The organism is Mesoflavibacter zeaxanthinifaciens DSM 18436, assembly GCF_000422365.1.
Taxonomy (GTDB): domain Bacteria; phylum Bacteroidota; class Bacteroidia; order Flavobacteriales; family Flavobacteriaceae; genus Mesoflavibacter; species Mesoflavibacter zeaxanthinifaciens.
The window spans coordinates 84,569-103,078 of the sequence record NZ_AULQ01000005.1 but is presented as its reverse complement, the minus strand read 5'-3'; the positions used below and the strand labels follow the sequence as shown (position 1 = coordinate 103,078).

The window sequence follows — 18,510 nt, the reverse complement described above, 5'->3', positions numbered from 1 at the left end:
AAAGATGAAAAAAGGAATAGTATTAATTGTAGCTATGTTAAGTTTTGCAATAGGATTTTCTCAAGATACAGAAAAGACCAATTATAAAACGACTGTAGATGTCTTTACCAAACATTACAATAATGATAATTACAGAGCTATTTATAACATGTTAGACGATAATTTTAAAAAAACGTTTACTTTAGAAAAAGTAAATACTTTTTTTAAAAATGAAATTAATGCTGAAGCTTTAGGTAAAATAAAAAGTAGAGAGTTAAAAGATATAGTACGAACAGGACATACCTATATAGTAACATTTGAAAACGGAACTGGCGAAGCTTTTTTTCTTCTAGATGAAGAAAATAAAATCAAAGGATTCCAACTTAGTAAAAAATAATAAAACAAAACACAAGCATAAAATTATATCACAATGATTTTAGAAATGAAAGTGCCTTCTCCAGGCGAATCAATCACAGAAGTTGAAATAGCAGAATGGTTAGTTCAAGATGGTGATTATGTAGAAAAAGACCAAGCAATTGCAGAGGTAGATAGCGATAAAGCTACCCTAGAACTACCAGCAGAAGCAAGTGGTATTATTACCTTAAAAGCTGAAGAAGGAGACGCTGTAGAGGTAGGACAAGTTGTTTGTTTAATCGATACTAGTGCAGAAGCGCCAGAAAGTACAACCTTTAAAGGTGGTGACGAAGGTGGAAATAGTAATGCAGAAAAAGATGTAGCACAAGATCAAAAATCTACACCTAATACAGAAGAAAAAGCACCAAACCCAGCAAAAGAAACTTATGCATCTGGTACAGCAAGTCCTGCTGCAAAGAAAATTTTAGCAGAAAAAGGTATAGCAGCAAGTGCTGTGCAAGGTACAGGTAAAGATGGTCGTGTTACAAAAGATGACGCAGTAAAAGCAGTTCCATCTATGGGTACTCCAACAGGAGGAAATAGAGGACAATCTCGTAGCAAAATGTCTATGTTACGTCGTAAAGTGGCAGAACGTTTGGTAGAAGCTAAAAACACGACAGCGATGTTAACTACTTTTAATGAAGTTAACATGACACCAATATTTGAATTACGTAAACAATACAAAGAAGAATTTAAATCTAAACACGGAGTTAGTTTAGGGTTTATGTCTTTCTTTACATTAGCAGTTGTAAGAGCATTAAAAATGTATCCTGCTGTTAACTCTATGATAGATGGTAAAGAAATGATTTCTTATGACTTTGTAGATGTTAGTATTGCAGTATCAGGTCCAAAAGGACTAATGGTGCCTGTAATTAGAAATGCAGAAAACCTTTCCTTTAGAGGTGTAGAAGCAGAAGTAAAACGCTTAGCTTTACGTGCAAGAGATGGACAAATTACTGTAGATGAAATGACAGGTGGTACATTCACAATTTCTAATGGAGGTGTATTTGGAAGTATGTTATCGACACCAATTATTAACCCGCCTCAAAGTGGTATTTTGGGTATGCACAACATTATAGAGCGTCCAATTGCTGTAGATGGAAAAGTAGAAATTCATCCAATGATGTATGTTGCCTTATCTTATGACCATAGAATCATTGATGGTAAAGAAAGTGTTGGTTTCTTAGTAGCTGTAAAAGAAGCTTTAGAAAATCCTTCTGAGTTATTAATGGATAACGATATTAAGAAAGCATTAGAACTTTAAAAAAATAAAATAAGTATATAAAAAAAGAGCTACTATTTAGTAGCTCTTTTTTTATGCTTTAAAGGCAGTATAAGTTAAATGCAACCACTGCAACTGCTAGTAATATGATACATAGTATAAACATACTACTGTATTTTGATTTGCTTGTGTCCATTTTATTGTTTTTTTAATTTAAAATTAAAACCCTGCACCATTATATGATGCAGAGTTAAAAATATAATTCTCCCTAAGAACTAATTAATAGCACTGTAAAGGTAACTGTAATGTTTATTAAATAAAATACGTACTACTACGTATATTTACGAAAAATAACGAAACTTCTAGTTGTAATAAGTAGAAAAGCCCTAAACAAAGAGGCTTGAATAGGGCTTTTAATCAATTCTCCCAAAATTGATTTTAATAGCGACGCTAAATTATATGATATAAAATTCTTACAAAATACGTAGGTCTACGTATATTTACGAAAACATTACGAAAACCTTTTTTAATAAAAAAGCCCCAAACCTTGGTTAAGTGGTTTAGAGCCTTTTTCAGTTTTCCCAAAATTGATTAATAGCAATGCTAAAGTAATAGATATATACATCCTGTGAAATACGTAGGTCTACGTATATTTACGAAAATGTTACGAAAACTCTTAAAAAAACAAACCCAAAGTAGTTGTATTACTTTGGGTTTACTTAGTTTCTTTTAAATATAAATTTTACTTTAAAATTTTGATATTAGATGTTCTTAATGGTTTTACATTAAGTGTTTTTTATAAACTCTTTGTTTAACTGTGCCCAAATGGCTAGTGCGTTTTGAGAAGCTTTTAAATCTAGTTTTTTAACGATATTGCTTCTGTGCTTTTCTACTGTTCTTATTGAAGAGTTAAGTGTTTCAGAGATTTCTAAGCTTGACATTTCATTAGAAACCAATTTTAAAATTTTTAATTCTGTCGGCGTTAAAAGTTTATTTAAGTTTTTGCTAGAATAATTAATTTTTGAATTTAAATAAGAAGCAATTTCTTGGCTAAAATAAGGTTCACCTTTTATAGCGCTGTTTATACATTGCTCAATTTCTTCTATAGCAAATTCTTTTAGTATATAACCATAGACATTGTATTCTTTAGCTTGATCAAAAAGGTGTTCTTCATTATCAAAAGTTATAAGTATTACCTTTGTAGGTAAATTGTTCTTATAACATGCTTTTGCAACTTCTAGTCCAGTCATACCTGGCATTCTTATATCTAAAAGCGCTAAATCTGGCTTAAGTTTTACAATATGGTTGTAGGCTGTTTTTCCGTCTTCTGCACTACCTATTATATTAAATCCTTTTGAAGAAATATAATCGGATAAACCTCTTAACATTAAAGGATGGTCATCTGCTATGACAATAGAAACACTCATTTATTGTAGATTTAGTTAATTTAAAGTTATAAAAAATGTTTACTTAAACTTCTTCAGGTAAAGATATTTTTTATTGTAGTCTATAATAGCTTTTATTTTTTTTAAAATATCTGCACCGATAATTCCATCAACAGGTTTAGAGTTATGATTTGTTAAAGCTATATTTACATGACTTAAATCAAATAGAACAAGAGATACTTTGTCTATCTTAAGTCGTCCAATTTTTATTTTATTTTTTTTTGAAATTTGCGTAGCCATATCTATTGCTCCAGCACCAGCAGCTAATATTTTGGAATCTTTAACTTTTTTTAAGTCAAATTTTTCTGCAGCTTCAAATCCTACACAGCTATTAGAAGCACCAGTATCAAGAATAAACAAGCCTTTTACTCCGTTTATGGTAGCTTTAATTTCAAAGTGGTTGGTTTTAGTAAGTTTAAGCTTGACACGAATGTAGTCTTGCTCCAACAAAAAATCTTTAAGCTTGTCTTCCATGTTTTTGTTTTCTAATAACAGACCATAAAAGTAATGTAATAGCTAAACCAATAAAAGTAAAAAGTAAGTAAATTAATATAGATGATTTTCCTTTAATCGTCGTTGTTCCATAATAGACAAAAGCACTCCAATAATAAGGCGATTTTTTTGAGTTAGTTATTGACTTATCATCTAAATATTGCTGTTTAGATTTTTGATTTGCTATAGCTACAGACTCAAATTTGTTATAGTTTTTGTAAAAGTTATGCATAATTTGGGATGTAGATTTGTCATTAACTTTCCAAAGAGAAAATATTAATTGATCAATGCCTGCATATTGAAATCCTCTAGCTAAACTCATACTGCCTTCACCCTTGTTTAGTTTACCAATGCCAGTCTCGCACGCACTTAAAACAACTAAATTATTATCTAATTGTTTTGTGTATAATTCATTTAAGTACAGATTGTCGTCTGCAAACTGGATATTTGCGGGTATACTAAAGCTACCTGCATCTGCATGTGTAGAAAAATGTAAAATCCCATAATTATCCGCTTGTATAAAAGCGTCCTTTTTAGTTGCATTAGTGTACATTAAAAACTTGGCATCTGTAAATTGATCTATGCTTTTGGCTTCGTCTTCAGAAAAAGTTAATGCCTTTTTAGTGTTTTTAAACACAGGAAATATTCCTAATACATGATCATCAAATTCTGGTTGCTTTCCTTTTAAGAATATTTCTGCGCTTGTGTTATAAACAATGCATTGTTTTTTTATTAAAAAAGGCATTTTGCTATAATTGGTTGTCTTTGTTTCTTTTGAAAGCAAACTTTCAAAAGGAATAAAATTTAAAAAACCATCTGGTATTACTATAAGGTTATTAGAAGCTTTTACACGATTTAATTTTAATTGTTGATACATGTTAAATGCATCTGTTGTAAACTTAGATACATCATTGTTTATAGCGTTTGGCGAATTAAAATAATCTATATAATTAGAAACTGAAGCATCAAATTTTACGTCTCTTTTTATTTTAAAAAACTGTAAAGATTTATCTGAAATGATGAAGGTGTAAATATCATTTTCACCATAAAAGTATTCGACTAAAGACGCTTTTTCTTTTTTTAGTTTTTGTTTTAAATTATCAATAAAGTTTTCATTTTTATCGTTGGGATAACTTAAATCAATTTTGTTTTTTAGGACTTTTAAGTCGTTGCTTATTTTGGATAATTTATAGCTTAGATCATTAACTGTTTCAGATTTTTTTTCAAATTCAGCTTTTATAAGTTTATTGGTTAAATCTGCTTGTTTCGTTAATAAAACTTGTTCTCTTAATAGCAAAGTATCTTTTGGGTGAAGTTGTAAAAGACTTTTTTTAGCAATAGTTTCTTTTAAAATGGATGCTTTATTTTTTTCGGCGTAAGCCAAAGCTTTTACAATAATATTTGGCGTTTTTAAGGTTTTAAAATCTTGATAAAGTATGGCTATACAAGCCTCACTTCGTTTTCTGTTTTTATCTGCATGACGCAATTTTGCTTCTTGAGAAGTAATATTTTCTGTTAATAAATTGGAGACATAAAAACTACGGTCGTAACAATCTAAAGCATTTATACTGCTAATTTGAATATTGCCAAGTAAATCAAAAATATCAATAAACGTATTTTCTGCATATAAATCTTCGTATTTGGGTAAGATATTTGCGTCATGGTTTGGTAATAAAACGTTTAAAGCATTTTTTAGCTCTAAAGCACAAGCATTTTTATGGTCTAAATTTAAATGAAGTTGCGCATTAAGCACGTGTAATTTAGCAATAGCTCTGGCTGAGAACTCATGTTTGTTATACTGTTCTGTAATCATTTCTCGCAAGTGCAATAAAGCCTGTTTATAATCTTTACTTTTAAGAGCTAAATTATATTTAACTTCTGGGTTTTTGGTTTTTATTGTAGTGGCTTCAGAGTTGTTTAAAGCTATCTGATTGTTATTTTTTATGGCTAATAATTTTTCTTTTTTGGAAGAAGTTAAGCCAGTAATTTGAAGTCCATTTTCTGAAACTTTTATGGCTTCATCAAATTTTCCTGCTGTAAAATATAATTGAGCTAAATTGATGGCGCCAGCAATGCGTTGTGAGTTGTTTTTGTTTTTTTCAGCGATAAAAATGTATTGCTTTATTGTGTTTTCTGCATTGGTGTAATCGCCAACTTTATTATATAAAATACCTAATGGTTTTAGACAATAGTCTATTACGTCATAGTCTGTAATAGTGCTTAATTGGTGTTTATTGTAAATATTCCAAGCAGTTTGATAAGCCAAAATAGCTTGTGGTTGTTTGTTTATATTGTCTAAATAATGTCCTTTATTAATCAATAAAAAGAAATACGCTAACTGCTCATCAATAGTTTTGATTTTAGGTTTAAAATCGGCTTCGTTTTTTAGTAAAGTTGAAAAACTTTCTGCAGTTCTATTAGCATTAAAATTTTCGGTAGCCACATAAATAGCCTCTTCTAAATCTTGCGAAAAAGCAGTAGAAAAGCAAAATAAAAGAAGGAAAATGAGGCTGTATTTCATTTATAAATTAGTTCGTTTTTTATCAAAATTTCCAAATTGCATAAAACTGCATATAGTTATAATTGTCTTTAAAATTGAAAACGTACCTAGCACCAATACTAGGTCCGATTCTAGCAAAACCAGCTGTAGCTTCAACTAAAAAACCACTTCTAAAATTGGTAAAAGATGCTTTGTTTTCAGTAGATATAGTTTCACTATTAATTAATGCGCCAGGAACTGTGTTTATATTTTCGTAATCTTCTATGGTTGTTGTTGTGCTTTCTTTTTGACTTACCGAAATCATACCTTGTAAACCAGCACCCAAACCAATGTAATTATTGACGTTATACCTTAATAAAACAGGAACTTCCCAATCTATATTGTTATAGCTTGTAGATGTTGTTGTACGTCTAAAAAATAATTCTCCTGTAGCACCGTTATCTGTAAACTGCTCTGAAATTTGAGTGCTACCATCAAACTCATGCAAACTATTTAGTAACTCGACTTGCCAATAAAATCGATACGATTTGTAAGGTGAAAGTGTTGCGCCAACAAAATAACTTTTAGAATTGTCTAAATCAAAAAAGTAATTATAACCCGCTTTTGCACCAATAGAAATACCAGGCATAAAACGAGTAGTAGAGTAGTTGGTAATTATAGGTTCGTTTTTGTCAAATATGATTGCTGTTCTTGATTTGGTTTTAATTTTATGAAAGTTTTTGCCAAACTTAATTCTGTATTTTACAAAACCTTTTGTCGAGTCGTATTCTTTGACATTTTTTTGCTCGCTACCAGGTAAGTAAATGTTTTTAAAGGTGAAAATGGCTTGTTTTTGTGTGTACGTAGTATCTAAACAACTGTATTCTACATCGTATTTTGGGCAAATTTTAACCTTAGGATACATGTCTAAAACCTCAATAGTTGATTTGTCAAAAATCTCTGGAATATCAGTTTCTAAACGGATTGTTCTTGCTGGTCCTTCGCCATTATTTTGAAATTTGATTTTAAATTTTGGCTTTTTAAAACGCACCAATCTATAATTCATTAAAAAAGCGCTGGTAGACATTTTGTTTGGGTCATGAGAAGTAACTATTTCCATTTCCATGTCTTTGACGTTGTGATTATCGTAATTTTCATCTGGTACGTAAATACCTCTAACGCTAACAATGGCGCTAGTATCTTTAATCATTTCTGGTGTGGTTTTTATGGTGTAAAATACGTTACGCTCTTCGTTTGGATGCATGTTTTTAAAGGTAAACGCAGTGCTGTTATTGTATTTAGCTTTAGATTCTTCTAGTGTTAATGGTAGGTTTTGTTTTTCGGTAGAATCTTGAAGTTTAGATTGTAGTTTAAGTATTTTGTTTTCCGCGGAAGCGTAATAATTATCTGTATCTAATTTGGAAGTGAATACTAAATCTTCGGTGCTAATTTCATTTTCATTATGGTACATTCTGCTTTCTGCAATTTCAAAATTTTCTGCTTTAAATTGTTTTTCGTTATAAAACAGAAAAACTTTACCGTTGGTTACATAATCTTTGGTGTTTTTGTACTTAACAATAATGACAAATTCTTCTTCTGGCACAGGCTCGCGATTGTGTTGTAAATCAAAATTTGTAGTCATACTAGCTTCCTCATTATAGCTTTTATCTACATTGGTAACTTTTATTTTTTTAGGTCTTGAGGTTGGTGTTTTGCCAGTGTCGTAATTGTTGGTTGCCCATAAACGGACTTCGTACTCACCTGGCTTTTTATAGGTTTTTGTAGGGTTGTTTTCTTTGCTGTAGGTGCCATCACCAAATTCCCAGTAATTAGTATAAAACGCTTTAGGTGCTCCAGCAATTTGATTTAATTCTGGCGCGTTTGGTGTAAACTTTACTTGGTTTCCTTCAAATTTATGCTCTATTGTAGCTATGCGTTGCGTGGTGTCTTTTGCAATATTTTCTTGAGAATAGCACAAAACAACAGCAAAGACAGTAAGGATTATAGCGATTAAATGTTTCATGACTCTGTGAATTAAGTAATTAAATGTAACGATAATTATTTTGATTTGGTAAAACACAAAAACCAGAAACATAAATTTCTGGTTTTTGCTAAGTAGGTAAATTGATTATGGTAGCGCATTTATGATTGAAATTAAACTAGCTTCTGAGGTTACTGAAGTGTCTTCAAAACTAAATGTGATTATATCATTTTCTGCAATCGTAACTGCTTTAATAGCATACCTCCATTGACCATTATCTTCGGTTACAAAAATAACATGACACTCTAAACCAATTGGGATTTGTCCATAATGCTCACTGAATAAATTTAGTTCGCCATCATAAGTGTCTAAGGCTGCAAGACCAGTATCTTCTCCGTCATACGATAAATATATAGCACTGTTTGTAAAGTTATATCCTACTGGTGCTTGTGCTTGTATTTGAGTTTTTGGTCTAGGATCACTATAAAAACGATCTACGTTAGACCATCCAAAGTTGTTTAAAAAGGCATAATATTGTCCACCTTCTACAAAAACGCCACCTTGTCCAGTTGCATCTTCAACTTCATTCCAAGTTAGATTATCATCTTCATCAATTGTACCTTCCCAAAGTACCATTTCTGGGTCTGATCCACCAGTTAAACTTGCTGGTATTGATAAGTTAAATGCGCAGTTTGTATCTAAAATTTGACCGTTTTGAGTCGCTTCAATAAAAAATTCGCCACCAGTTAAAAGCATAGCTTTATCGCCATTAGGCATTGTACCCATTGTAGGTTTGTTAGTGGTAAGCATGTTTCCTTTTTCAAAAATTTCAACATACTCAATGTCTACGTTACCTGTAATTTCGTTTCCGTTAAGGGTTAAACAATCTCCGTTTATTCCTAATTGCACACCGTTTTCTGAAGTTAATGTGATGTATCCATCGTCAGAATTAAAACTGAAGTTTTGAGTAATGTCTGCTAACGCTTCATCTTTAATGTTTTTAAATTCTTCTGCAGTTGCTGGATTTGCTTCAAACGGAGGTAAATCGTTGTCGTCTGTTGTTTTACAACTACTAAATAATAATGTAGTTAATAATAAAGATCCTAAAATTTGTTTTGTGTTAATTAAAGTTTTCATGATTTCTAATTTTTATGTGTTACACGTTTATATAAACAGGGTAAGGATTTTGTTACCCTGTTTTTTTACTTTTTTTATTTTAATTGTTTACTTGCTATGATTTTATAAGAGATTACGTCTCCTTTGGCAACTAATTGAATCATCTTTTTTGCTGAAACTTCTGAAGTTGAAAATCCTTTAGCTTCACCTTTTTCGCTCTTTACTTCCCAGAAGTACAGTCTGCTTTCTTTTTTATTTAATTCACTTTTTAAAATGAAATAGTTGCTGATTTTTTGTTCTAATACTACTTCGTTTTGTCCAACTAAATTGGCGCGTCTTTTAGCGTCAAATAATGTTTTTGCTGTGCCTCTAAATTCACCAGTAGTTGTTTTTACATACCAATCATAGACTTTTACTAAATCGTCTTTGGTCATTGTTGCAGTTGTTACACTGTTAGGCTCTGTTGTTATTGTTGTAGCGTTAAGGTTTAATAATCCAAATACTACTGTTGCGATAATTAAAATTGTACGTTTCATAATTTCTAATTTTTAAATTGTTGTTTTGTTTTAAGTTGTGTTGCCTTTTTGGCTTATTCACCTTTATATCAAATCCATTTAAAAATTGTTACCCTATTTTGTTCAACTTTTTTTAAATTCGTTTAAAACAAAGGGCTTATGAGTAATAAAAAAGTACACGAAGACCAGAAGTATATAGATGGATTGGTCAATAATAATTCCTTTATCATACAGGCTATATATGACAAGTTTGTGCCTAAAGTAATTAACTATGTGAAGCAAAATAGTGGAGACGAAGAGTATGCGCAAGATGTAGTACAAGACACCATTATTACCATTTATAACCAAGCAATACAGAAAAACTTACAGTTAACTTGTCCTTTTGATGCGTACTTTTTTTTATTGTGTAAGCGTAAATGGTTAAATACTTTAAAAAAAATTAATAATAAGGAGGTAACAATTAACGAAGAGGTGTTATCTAAAGATGACGATGCAGCTCAATTTGTGTTTGAAACGTCCATTTTTGAAAACAAGCAAAACCTATTTAATCAAATGTTTGACCAATTAGGAAAAGCTTGTAAAGACTTACTTAATGCTACTTTTAAAATAAAATCTATGGAAGAAGTCGCAGCAAGTCTTAATGTAAGTTACGCTTATGCGCGAAAGAAAAAATCGTTATGCATAGGACAACTAACAAAAATGGTACAAGAGTCGCCAACGTTTAATCAGCTAAATTATTAATGTTATGGAAGAACAAGATTACATCCTTTTTGAAGATTATTTGTCAGGCAATTTAGATGAAAATGCTACAAATGCATTTGAAACTAGATTAGAAACCGACAAAGCTTTTAAGAAGTCTTTTAGTATATATAAAGATATTTCTGCGCACTTAGATCACGAAATTGGTAACGAAGAAAAAACAATGGATTTTAGAGCTAATTTAGACAGTATATCTCATAATTATTTTTCAAAACTAAATGCGCAACAAGAAGAAGTAAACGTGAAAAAATCATCTGGTTTTTACAAGTTTGCAATAGCTGCAAGTGTTGTGTTGTTACTTGGTTTCTTTGTGTTTAATCAATTTTCGGGCGATCCAAGTTATTCAGATTTTGCTAATTACGATCAAATTAGTTTAACGGTAAGAGGCGATAATGATGCGCTATTAAAAGAAGCTGAAACAGCATTTAATACTAAAAACTATGAAGAGGCAGAGTTGCTTTTTAATCAAATTTTAGAAGAAGATTCTGGTAATACCGAAATTCAACTTTATAAAAGCATCACGTTAATAGAAACCAATCAATTTAGTGAAGCAGATGAATTATTAAAAGCAATATCAGAAGGTAATTCAATCTATAAAAATAAAGCGATGTGGTATTTAGCTTTAAGCAAATTAAAACAAGACAATTTAGAAGCTTGTAAAAATATATTAAAAAACATCTCAGAAGACGCCGAAGATTATGAGCAAGCACAAAATTTACTCAATAAGCTAGATTAATAATCAATTTTAAATAAGCCTTAAAAAGTCATCTTATACAAGATGACTTTTTTACTTTTGCAACATGATAATTACAGATACACATACACATTTATATAGCGAAGCTTTTGACGAAGATAGAGATCAAATGATGCAACGTGCTTTAGACGCAGGAGTGACACGTTTTTTTGTGCCAGCAATAGATAGCACGTACACAGAAGGCATGTTAGCTTTAGAAAAAGATTATCCTAACAATGTGTTTTTAATGACTGGTTTACATCCAACACATGTAAAAGATAATTATAATGAAGAATTAGAGCATGTAGTAGACATGTTGGATAAGCACAAGTTTTATGCAATTGGCGAAATAGGAATAGATTTATATTGGGATAAATCTACATTATCAATTCAGCAAGATGCCTTTAGACAGCAAATACAATTGGCAAAACAGCACGAGTTACCAATAGTAATCCATTGTCGTGATGCATTTGATGAGGTTTTTGAAATTTTAGAAGAAGAAAAAGCAGATAAATTATACGGTATTTTTCATTGCTTTACAGGTAATTTTGAACAAGCAAAACAAGCGATTAGCTATAATATGAAGTTAGGAATTGGTGGCGTAGCAACGTTTAAAAACGGAAAAATAGATCAGTTTTTAAATCAAATCGATTTAAAACATATCGTCTTAGAAACCGATGCTCCTTATCTAGCGCCAACACCATTTAGAGGTAAACGTAATGAAAGCAGTTACATTACCAAAGTATTAGAAAAATTATCGGATATTTATCAAGTTTCAGAAGAAAAAATAGCAGAGATTACTACAGAAAATTCAAAAGACGTTTTTGGTATTTAATCTAAAAATCATAAATCGAAATGACTAAAACCATACCTAACATACTTTTAATCTACACCGGTGGAACCATTGGTATGATTAAAGACCCAGAAACTGGAGCGTTACGAGCTTTCGATTTTAACAATCTTCTTAAACGCATACCAGAGTTAAAGCTATTAGACTGTAATATAGAAACCATATCGTTTAAAGATCCAATAGATTCTAGTAACATGCAACCAAAATATTGGACGCAAATTGCTGAAATTATTGAAAACAATTACGAAGATTTTGATGGTTTTGTTGTGCTTCATGGTAGTGATACTATGAGCTATACAGCATCAGCTTTAAGTTTTATGTTAGAACATTTAGCAAAACCAGTTATTTTTACTGGTTCACAATTGCCAATAGGAGATTTACGCACAGATGCTAAAGAAAATTTAATTACGTCCATTCAAATAGCATCGCTTCAATATTATAACAAACCCATAATTAAAGAAGTGTGTTTGTATTTTGAATATAAATTGTATCGTGCCAACCGTACTACAAAAATTAACGCAGAACATTTTGAAGCTTTTGCAAGCCTAAATTATCCAGATTTAGCAGAAAGCGGTGTACATCTTAAAATTAATAATGAATACTTGTGGAAGCCAAACCCAAGAAAAGATTTAATTGTTCATAAAAATTTAGATGAAAATATTGCGCTTGTAAAACTATTCCCAGGTATCACAAAACAAGTTTTAGAGTCAATTTTTAAAAGTGAAGGGTTAAAAGGTGTCATATTAGAAACTTATGGGGCAGGAAACTGCTCTACAGAACCATGGTTTTTAGATTTATTAAGAGAAACCACAAAAAAAGGAATACATATAGTTAATGTTACCCAATGTTCTGGAGGAAGTGTAATTATGGGAAGATATGAAACTAGCGAAAACCTTAAAAAAATAGGTTTAATCTCTGGAAAAGACATCACTACAGAAGCTGCTTTAGTAAAAATGATGTATTTATTGGGGCAAAATATTTCTCCTAACTTATTCAAAACCATATTTGAAACGTCCTTAAGAGGTGAAATGACCTAAAATTAACGTCTAAAATTTCAGCTTTAGAATATTTTTTTGTTATTTGCCGTGCTGTAAGAACAAATAAGTAATTACAGAGAGGTGGCCGAGTGGTTTAAGGCGCACGCCTGGAAAGTGTGTATATGTTAATAGCGTATCGAGGGTTCGAATCCCTTCCTCTCTGCGTAGTTTTTATTTCAGATTACATAATTTTTTATATCTTTAACACTTTAACTAATAAAATTAAGAAGAACAAAATGAAAAGATTATTTTCTATCCTAGCTATAGCATGTATTATGGCTTTTGGAACAGCTAACGCAACTGCAAATGCTGCAATGACAACTGCAACAACTGTAGTCTTAACTCAAGAAGATTCTAATGAAGCTGCAGATGCGCCAGCTGAAGAATTAGGATTCCACCAAGAACTTAAAAAACGTTTTATAGAAGGTGGACCAGGATTTATGGGGATTGTATTATTATGTTTAATTCTTGGTTTAGCAATTGCTATTGAAAGAATTATCTTTTTAAACTTATCTACTACAAATTCTAAAAAATTAACTCAAGATGTAGAAGACGCTTTACAATCTGGAGGAATTGAAGCTGCAAAAGAAGTTTGTCGTAATACAAAAGGACCTGTTGCTTCTATCTTTTACCAAGGTTTAGATAGAGCAGATGGAGACTTAGAAGCTGCAGAAAAAGCAGTAGTAGCTTACGGTGGAGTACAAATGGGACAATTAGAGAAAAACGTTTCTTGGATTTCTTTATTTATCGCATTAGCACCAATGTTAGGATTCATGGGTACGGTAATTGGTATGATCCAAGCTTTTGATAAAATTGAAGCAGCTGGAGATATGCAACCATCATTAGTAGCAGGAGGTATTAAAGTAGCCTTATTAACTACAGTATTTGGTCTTATCGTAGCAATTATCTTACAAATTTTTTATAACTATATTATTGCAAAAATTGATAGCATCGTTAATGACATGGAAGATTCTTCTATCACTTTAATCGATATGTTATCTAAGTACAAGAAATAATTCACTCAATTACTAACTTTAAAAATTAAAGATTATGCACAAGATTTTAAAAATAGTTGCTTTAGTATTGAGTTTAGCTGGTATAGGTTTATTAATTGGTATTTTAGCAACAGGAGACGAAGCTATTAAAGCAGGAGACAATGCTGTTGTAGACTACATGTCTTATGTAGCATACATAGTACTTTTTATTATCCTTTTATCAGTAATCATTTTTGTATTTAAAAATTTATTTTCAAATACTGGATCTCTAAAAAATACGTTAATAGGTGTAGGAGCATTCTTAGCAGTGCTAATTGTATCTTATGCTGTATCAGGAGGAGATACGATGGTTTACAAGTACGGAGGTAACCCAGCTACAGAAGGAGAATCTCATATGGTTGGAGCAGGATTAATCGCATTTTATGTGTTAATACTAACTGCAGCAGGAGCAATGTTATTCTCAGGTATTAAAAAATTAATTAAGTAATTATGGCAAAAAGATCAGCACCAGAAGTTAATGCAGGCTCTATGGCTGACATTGCCTTCTTATTATTAATATTCTTCTTAGTAACAACGACTATAGAAGTGGATTCTGGTATTAACTCTAAGTTACCACCTGATGAACCGCCTAAAGATGATGTTAGAATTAAGCAAAGAAACATTTTTTTAGTTGAGCTTAACAAAAACAACCAAATGTTAGTTGAAGGAGATTTAATGGAAATTAAAGATCTTAAAGCTGCTGCATTAAAGTTTATTGATAACGGAGGCGGGCAAAGCGCAGAAGGAGAAAGATGTGATTATTGTAGTGGAGAACGTAATCCAGAATCATCAGATCATCCTACAAAAGCGATTATTTCGATAACTCACTCTAGAGCTACAGATTATGAGACGTTTATTACAGTTTATGATCAACTAGTAAGCGCTTATTCTGAGTTAAGAGAAAAATTAGCTCAAAAGCTTTATAACCGTTCTTTTAAAGAAATGGAAGCAACTTATGATGACTCTAAGTCTTCAGAGTTTAAAAGCGAAAAACTAAAAGATAAGATAGAGAATATTAAGAAAAAATATCCTAGAATCATATCTAAAGCAGAACCTATTTAACTATTAAACTATGTCAAAATTTAAAAAGAAAGGTAGTAATGAGCTACCAGCAATTTCTACAGCATCTTTACCGGATATTGTATTCATGCTATTATTCTTTTTCATGGTAGCAACCGTAATGAGAGACAGTAGTTTGAAGATAAAAAACAATTTGCCGTCTGCTGCAGATACTGAAAAATTAGGTCAGAAAAACTTAATCATGTTTATTTATGCAGGTCCACCTAGTGACAGTTATAAAGACAGATATGGTACAGAAGCAAGAATTCAGTTAAATGACAAGCTTGCCGATATAAACGATATAGGCGTTTTTGTTGCTGCAGAACGTGCTAGTAAACGTGAAGAAGAAATTCCTAAGTTAATTACTGCTTTAAAAGTAGATAAATCAACAAATATGGGATTAGTTTCTGATATAGAACAAGCTTTACGTAAAGCTGGACAACTTAAAATTAATTACACTACTAAAAAAGGTAGTGCACTTAAATAAGAATACTCTTAATTTTATAACAAAAGGTGTTTTGATTTTCAAAACACCTTTTGTTTTTTATACCTTTATACTTATTAGTTTTAAAAATGAAGTTTAGGTTAATATTATTTTTTATACTTAGTTATACGTCTCTTTTGGCACAAGAAGAAGAATCTCCATTTCCTAACGTAACAGATTCGCTTTATAGAGAAGATCAGTTTTATTTAGGTGTTACTTATAACCTATTAAACAATAAGCCCAATGGAGTTAATCAAAATAAATTTTCAAGCGGGTTTCACTTCGGTTTTATAAGGGATATGCCAATTAATAAAAAACGAAACAAATCTATAGGAGTTGGTTTAGGTTTATCTTTTAATAGTTATAACCAAAATCTGTTAATCACTGAAAATAATAAGGAGATAAATTTTTCTGTAATTAATGATGATGTTAATTACTCTAAAAATAAGTTTTACACTTCAATAGTTGAATTACCGATCGAGTTTAGATGGAGAACATCTACAGCAAAAGAATATAATTTCTGGAGAATTTATACGGGTGTTAAATTTGGTTATGTTTTTTCTAACTCTTCTAAGTACGAAGGAGAGCCTGAAAACATAAGAATAAAGGAAATAGATAGCTTTAATACGCTTCAATATGGGTTAACCTTAAGTGCAGGTTATAGTACTTGGAATTTTCATTTATACTACGGATTAAATCCAATTTTTGACAATAGTAATGTCAATAACAATCCTATTGATATGACTGATATCAAAATAGGTTTGATGTTTTATATTCTTTAAATTTATAGCCAATAATTTTCTACTATAATTTGTGGTATAGCGCCTATCATTAAGCCTATTATAAGTTCTTTAAGAGTATGAGCTTTTAAATATAGCCTAGAAGTAGCAATAGCGCCTGTAATAATAGCCATTAGTGCTAATGTGCCATTTATATTTTTGCTAAAGTGAATAGCAAATCCAATAAAAAACATAAAAACACCACCAACAGCAGTCATGTGTAAACTAACTTTAAATTTAGTTATGTTTAAAACTAAAGCGGTAATATTAGATATTAATACACCAATAAAGAAGTAATATAATTCTATTATTTGATACGATGGAAATACACGGTATATAATTAAACCTATTATAAAGATATTAATTAGTAAAGGGAAAATTCTTTCTTCTGTACTTTTGAGGTAAATACTTTCAGCTTTTCCTAAGGTTTTTAATAGATAATAAATTAATATAGGTAAAAATACAGAAAGAATGGTAAGGGAAATAATTTTAGCATCAACCCATTGTTCTGGTATAAACCTTGGTGTTTTATGAAAGTAAAATACTACCGCAATTAAAGGCATTACAATAGGATGAAATATAAATGATATGCTTTTTATTAACCACTTCATTAAATGGTCTTTCTTAACCTTGCTACAGGTATATCAAGCTGTTCTCTATATTTTGCTACAGTACGTCTTGCTATGGGGTATCCTTTTTCTTTTAAAATTTTAGATAAAGCTGCATCTGTTAAAGGTTTTTTCTTGTCTTCTTCTTCAATAACAGTTTCTAATATTTTTTTAATTTCTCTAGTAGATACTTCTTCACCTTGATCATTAGTCATTGATTCTGAGAAAAATTCTTTAATCAATTTGGTACCATAAGGTGTATCTACATATTTACTATTTGCAACGCGTGAGACTGTAGAAACATCCATATCAATCTCGTCAGCAATATCTTTTAAAATCATTGGTTTTAGCTTACGCTCGTCACCAGTTAAAAAGTATTCTTTTTGATAATGCATTATTGCACTCATCGTAACAAAAAGTGTTTGTTGACGCTGTTTTATAGCTTCTATAAACCATTTTGCAGCATCTAATTTTTGTTTTATAAATAACACTGCATCTTTTTGCTGTTTGCTTTTATCTTTAGACTCTTTGTAGCCTTTAAGCATGTTATTGTATTCTCTAGATACATGAAGCTCTGGAGCATTACGACCATTTAAAGTAAGCTCTAACTCTCCATCAACTATTTTTATAGCAAAATCTGGTACAACATGCTCTACAATACGGTTATTTCCAGCGTAAGAACCGCCAGGTTTTGGGTTAAGACGTTCAATTTCATGAATAGCTTCTTTTAATTGCTCTTCATTGACATCAAACTTTTGCATTAATTTTTTGTAATGCTTTTTTGTGAATTTTTCAAAAGCTTGATCTATAATTTCAATTGCAAGCTCAACATCTGGATGTTTTTCTTTACGATGTAATTGAATACTTAAACATTCTTGAAGACTTCTTGCTGCAACACCAGCAGGATCTAATTGTTGTACTTTTTTAAGTATATTTTCTACTTTTTCTTCATCGGTATAAACGCTTTGTGTAAAGGCTAAGTCGTCTACAATATCTGATAAACTTCTTCTTATGTAACCGCTTTCGTCTACACTTCCAACTAAAAATTCTGCAATATCTCGTTCTTCGTCAGATAGTCTAAACGTGTTTAATTGATTTATTAAATGTTGGGTAAATGTTGTTCCTGATGCATACGGGACACTTTTTTCGTCATCATCTGCACTGTAATTATTTGCGCTTGTACGATAATCTGGTATCTCGTCATCACTTAAATAATCATCAACATTAATATCTTCTGCTTCAATCTTATCGTTATCTTCATAATCATCTTGACTGTTGTCAAAATTATCTTCAAAATCGTCTTTTCTTTCTTCTTTACCAGTTTCTAGTGCTGGATTTTCTTCTAATTCTTGCTTTAAACGTTGTTCAAAAGCTTGTGTAGGCAACTGTATCAATTTCATTAATTGAATTTGTTGCGGAGACAATTTTTGCGATAATTTGAACTGTAAATATTGTTTAAGCATAAAGATTATGATGAATTATAAAAATAATAAAAAAATCCTACAAGAATTTAAATAGTTGTAG

Annotated in this window: 19 protein-coding genes and 1 tRNA gene; 12 read left to right on the top strand and 8 right to left on the bottom strand. The window is 30.8% G+C overall.

Annotation, left to right across the window (positions count from 1 at the left end; all coding sequences use genetic code 11):
- Positions 1-4 precede the first annotated feature (4 nt).
- Together H574_RS0104970 and odhB are read left to right on the top strand one after the other, a co-directional pair.
- Complete coding sequence (locus H574_RS0104970) at positions 5-376, top strand: DUF3887 domain-containing protein (protein WP_027879504.1); 372 nt, start codon at positions 5-7, stop codon at positions 374-376.
- A 33-nt stretch (positions 377-409) separates the two neighbouring features.
- Positions 410-1,657, top strand: coding sequence for a 2-oxoglutarate dehydrogenase complex dihydrolipoyllysine-residue succinyltransferase (gene odhB / locus H574_RS0104965; protein WP_027879503.1), 1,248 nt, complete (start codon positions 410-412; stop codon positions 1,655-1,657).
- A 743-nt stretch (positions 1,658-2,400) separates the two neighbouring features.
- Here odhB and H574_RS0104960 read toward each other — a convergent pair.
- From H574_RS0104960 to H574_RS0104935, 6 genes are all read right to left on the bottom strand, one after another.
- Entirely contained in the window at positions 2,401-3,042 is a 642-nt protein-coding gene (locus H574_RS0104960) for a response regulator transcription factor (RefSeq protein ID WP_027879502.1), read from the bottom strand.
- A 39-nt stretch (positions 3,043-3,081) separates the two neighbouring features.
- Positions 3,082-3,534: a retropepsin-like aspartic protease gene (locus tag H574_RS0104955; protein WP_027879501.1), complete on the bottom strand. Its 453-nt coding sequence runs from the start codon at positions 3,532-3,534 to the stop codon at positions 3,082-3,084.
- Positions 3,518-6,073 carry a CHAT domain-containing protein gene (locus H574_RS0104950; RefSeq protein ID WP_027879500.1) on the bottom strand — a complete coding sequence of 852 codons (2,556 nt, stop codon included), beginning with the start codon at positions 6,071-6,073 and terminating at the stop codon, positions 3,518-3,520. Before H574_RS0104950 ends, H574_RS0104955 begins: the two co-directional genes overlap by 17 nt.
- Positions 6,074-6,095: 22 nt before the next feature.
- Positions 6,096-8,054, bottom strand: coding sequence for a PKD domain-containing protein (locus tag H574_RS0104945; RefSeq protein WP_027879499.1), 1,959 nt, complete (start codon positions 8,052-8,054; stop codon positions 6,096-6,098).
- Between the two features lie 105 nt (positions 8,055-8,159).
- Positions 8,160-9,149, bottom strand: a complete 990-nt coding sequence (locus tag H574_RS0104940; RefSeq protein WP_027879498.1) for a hypothetical protein — start codon at positions 9,147-9,149, stop codon at positions 8,160-8,162.
- 74 nt (positions 9,150-9,223) lie between these two features.
- A complete protein-coding gene (locus H574_RS0104935) occupies positions 9,224-9,664 on the bottom strand; it encodes a hypothetical protein (protein ID WP_027879497.1) in 441 nt (146 codons plus the stop codon).
- A gap of 138 nt (positions 9,665-9,802) precedes the next feature.
- Here H574_RS0104935 and H574_RS0104930 point away from each other — a divergent pair, with 138 nt between their 5' ends.
- The 10 genes from H574_RS0104930 to H574_RS0104885 all read left to right on the top strand — a co-directional run bounded on the left by H574_RS0104930 (position 9,803) and on the right by H574_RS0104885 (position 16,381).
- Positions 9,803-10,384 (top strand): RNA polymerase sigma factor, encoded by a 582-nt coding sequence (locus tag H574_RS0104930; protein ID WP_027879496.1) that lies wholly within the window; start codon positions 9,803-9,805, stop codon positions 10,382-10,384.
- 4 nt (positions 10,385-10,388) lie between these two features.
- Positions 10,389-11,138 (top strand): tetratricopeptide repeat protein, encoded by a 750-nt coding sequence (locus H574_RS0104925; RefSeq protein WP_027879495.1) that lies wholly within the window; start codon positions 10,389-10,391, stop codon positions 11,136-11,138.
- A 64-nt stretch (positions 11,139-11,202) separates the two neighbouring features.
- Entirely contained in the window at positions 11,203-11,970 is a 768-nt protein-coding gene (locus H574_RS0104920) for a TatD family hydrolase (protein ID WP_027879494.1), read from the top strand.
- A 20-nt stretch (positions 11,971-11,990) separates the two neighbouring features.
- Entirely contained in the window at positions 11,991-13,022 is a 1,032-nt protein-coding gene (locus tag H574_RS0104915; protein WP_027879493.1) for an asparaginase, read from the top strand.
- A gap of 75 nt (positions 13,023-13,097) precedes the next feature.
- Positions 13,098-13,185, top strand: a tRNA-Ser gene (locus H574_RS0104910).
- A 73-nt stretch (positions 13,186-13,258) separates the two neighbouring features.
- Positions 13,259-14,038 carry a MotA/TolQ/ExbB proton channel family protein gene (locus H574_RS0104905; protein ID WP_027879492.1) on the top strand — a complete coding sequence of 260 codons (780 nt, stop codon included), beginning with the start codon at positions 13,259-13,261 and terminating at the stop codon, positions 14,036-14,038.
- Between the two features lie 34 nt (positions 14,039-14,072).
- Complete coding sequence (locus H574_RS0104900) at positions 14,073-14,504, top strand: hypothetical protein (RefSeq protein WP_027879491.1); 432 nt, start codon at positions 14,073-14,075, stop codon at positions 14,502-14,504.
- A 2-nt stretch (positions 14,505-14,506) separates the two neighbouring features.
- Entirely contained in the window at positions 14,507-15,118 is a 612-nt protein-coding gene (locus H574_RS0104895) for an ExbD/TolR family protein (RefSeq protein WP_027879490.1), read from the top strand.
- A 10-nt stretch (positions 15,119-15,128) separates the two neighbouring features.
- Entirely contained in the window at positions 15,129-15,602 is a 474-nt protein-coding gene (locus H574_RS0104890; RefSeq protein WP_027879489.1) for an ExbD/TolR family protein, read from the top strand.
- Between the two features lie 86 nt (positions 15,603-15,688).
- Complete coding sequence (locus H574_RS0104885; RefSeq protein ID WP_027879488.1) at positions 15,689-16,381, top strand: porin family protein; 693 nt, start codon at positions 15,689-15,691, stop codon at positions 16,379-16,381.
- Between the two features lie 2 nt (positions 16,382-16,383).
- Here H574_RS0104885 and H574_RS0104880 read toward each other — a convergent pair whose 3' ends face one another.
- A complete protein-coding gene (locus tag H574_RS0104880) occupies positions 16,384-16,989 on the bottom strand; it encodes a hypothetical protein (protein ID WP_027879487.1) in 606 nt (201 codons plus the stop codon).
- The gene (rpoN, locus tag H574_RS0104875) at positions 16,989-18,449 is read right to left on the bottom strand and encodes an RNA polymerase factor sigma-54 (protein ID WP_027879486.1); all 1,461 of its coding nucleotides are present in this window, start codon (positions 18,447-18,449) and stop codon (positions 16,989-16,991) included. Before rpoN ends, H574_RS0104880 begins: the two co-directional genes overlap by 1 nt.
- Positions 18,450-18,510 lie beyond the last annotated feature (61 nt).

Coding starts and splice junctions, on each gene's coding strand:
- H574_RS0104970 (WP_027879504.1), top strand. CDS start 5: ATGAAAAAAGGAATAGTATTAATTGTAGCTATGTTAAGTTTTGCAATA.
- odhB (WP_027879503.1), top strand. CDS start 410: ATGATTTTAGAAATGAAAGTGCCTTCTCCAGGCGAATCAATCACAGAA.
- H574_RS0104960 (WP_027879502.1), bottom strand. CDS start 3,042: ATGAGTGTTTCTATTGTCATAGCAGATGACCATCCTTTAATGTTAAGA.
- H574_RS0104955 (WP_027879501.1), bottom strand. CDS start 3,534: ATGGAAGACAAGCTTAAAGATTTTTTGTTGGAGCAAGACTACATTCGT.
- H574_RS0104950 (WP_027879500.1), bottom strand. CDS start 6,073: ATGAAATACAGCCTCATTTTCCTTCTTTTATTTTGCTTTTCTACTGCT.
- H574_RS0104945 (WP_027879499.1), bottom strand. CDS start 8,054: ATGAAACATTTAATCGCTATAATCCTTACTGTCTTTGCTGTTGTTTTG.
- H574_RS0104940 (WP_027879498.1), bottom strand. CDS start 9,149: ATGAAAACTTTAATTAACACAAAACAAATTTTAGGATCTTTATTATTA.
- H574_RS0104935 (WP_027879497.1), bottom strand. CDS start 9,664: ATGAAACGTACAATTTTAATTATCGCAACAGTAGTATTTGGATTATTA.
- H574_RS0104930 (WP_027879496.1), top strand. CDS start 9,803: ATGAGTAATAAAAAAGTACACGAAGACCAGAAGTATATAGATGGATTG.
- H574_RS0104925 (WP_027879495.1), top strand. CDS start 10,389: ATGGAAGAACAAGATTACATCCTTTTTGAAGATTATTTGTCAGGCAAT.
- H574_RS0104920 (WP_027879494.1), top strand. CDS start 11,203: ATGATAATTACAGATACACATACACATTTATATAGCGAAGCTTTTGAC.
- H574_RS0104915 (WP_027879493.1), top strand. CDS start 11,991: ATGACTAAAACCATACCTAACATACTTTTAATCTACACCGGTGGAACC.
- H574_RS0104905 (WP_027879492.1), top strand. CDS start 13,259: ATGAAAAGATTATTTTCTATCCTAGCTATAGCATGTATTATGGCTTTT.
- H574_RS0104900 (WP_027879491.1), top strand. CDS start 14,073: ATGCACAAGATTTTAAAAATAGTTGCTTTAGTATTGAGTTTAGCTGGT.
- H574_RS0104895 (WP_027879490.1), top strand. CDS start 14,507: ATGGCAAAAAGATCAGCACCAGAAGTTAATGCAGGCTCTATGGCTGAC.
- H574_RS0104890 (WP_027879489.1), top strand. CDS start 15,129: ATGTCAAAATTTAAAAAGAAAGGTAGTAATGAGCTACCAGCAATTTCT.
- H574_RS0104885 (WP_027879488.1), top strand. CDS start 15,689: ATGAAGTTTAGGTTAATATTATTTTTTATACTTAGTTATACGTCTCTT.
- H574_RS0104880 (WP_027879487.1), bottom strand. CDS start 16,989: ATGAAGTGGTTAATAAAAAGCATATCATTTATATTTCATCCTATTGTA.
- rpoN (WP_027879486.1), bottom strand. CDS start 18,449: ATGCTTAAACAATATTTACAGTTCAAATTATCGCAAAAATTGTCTCCG.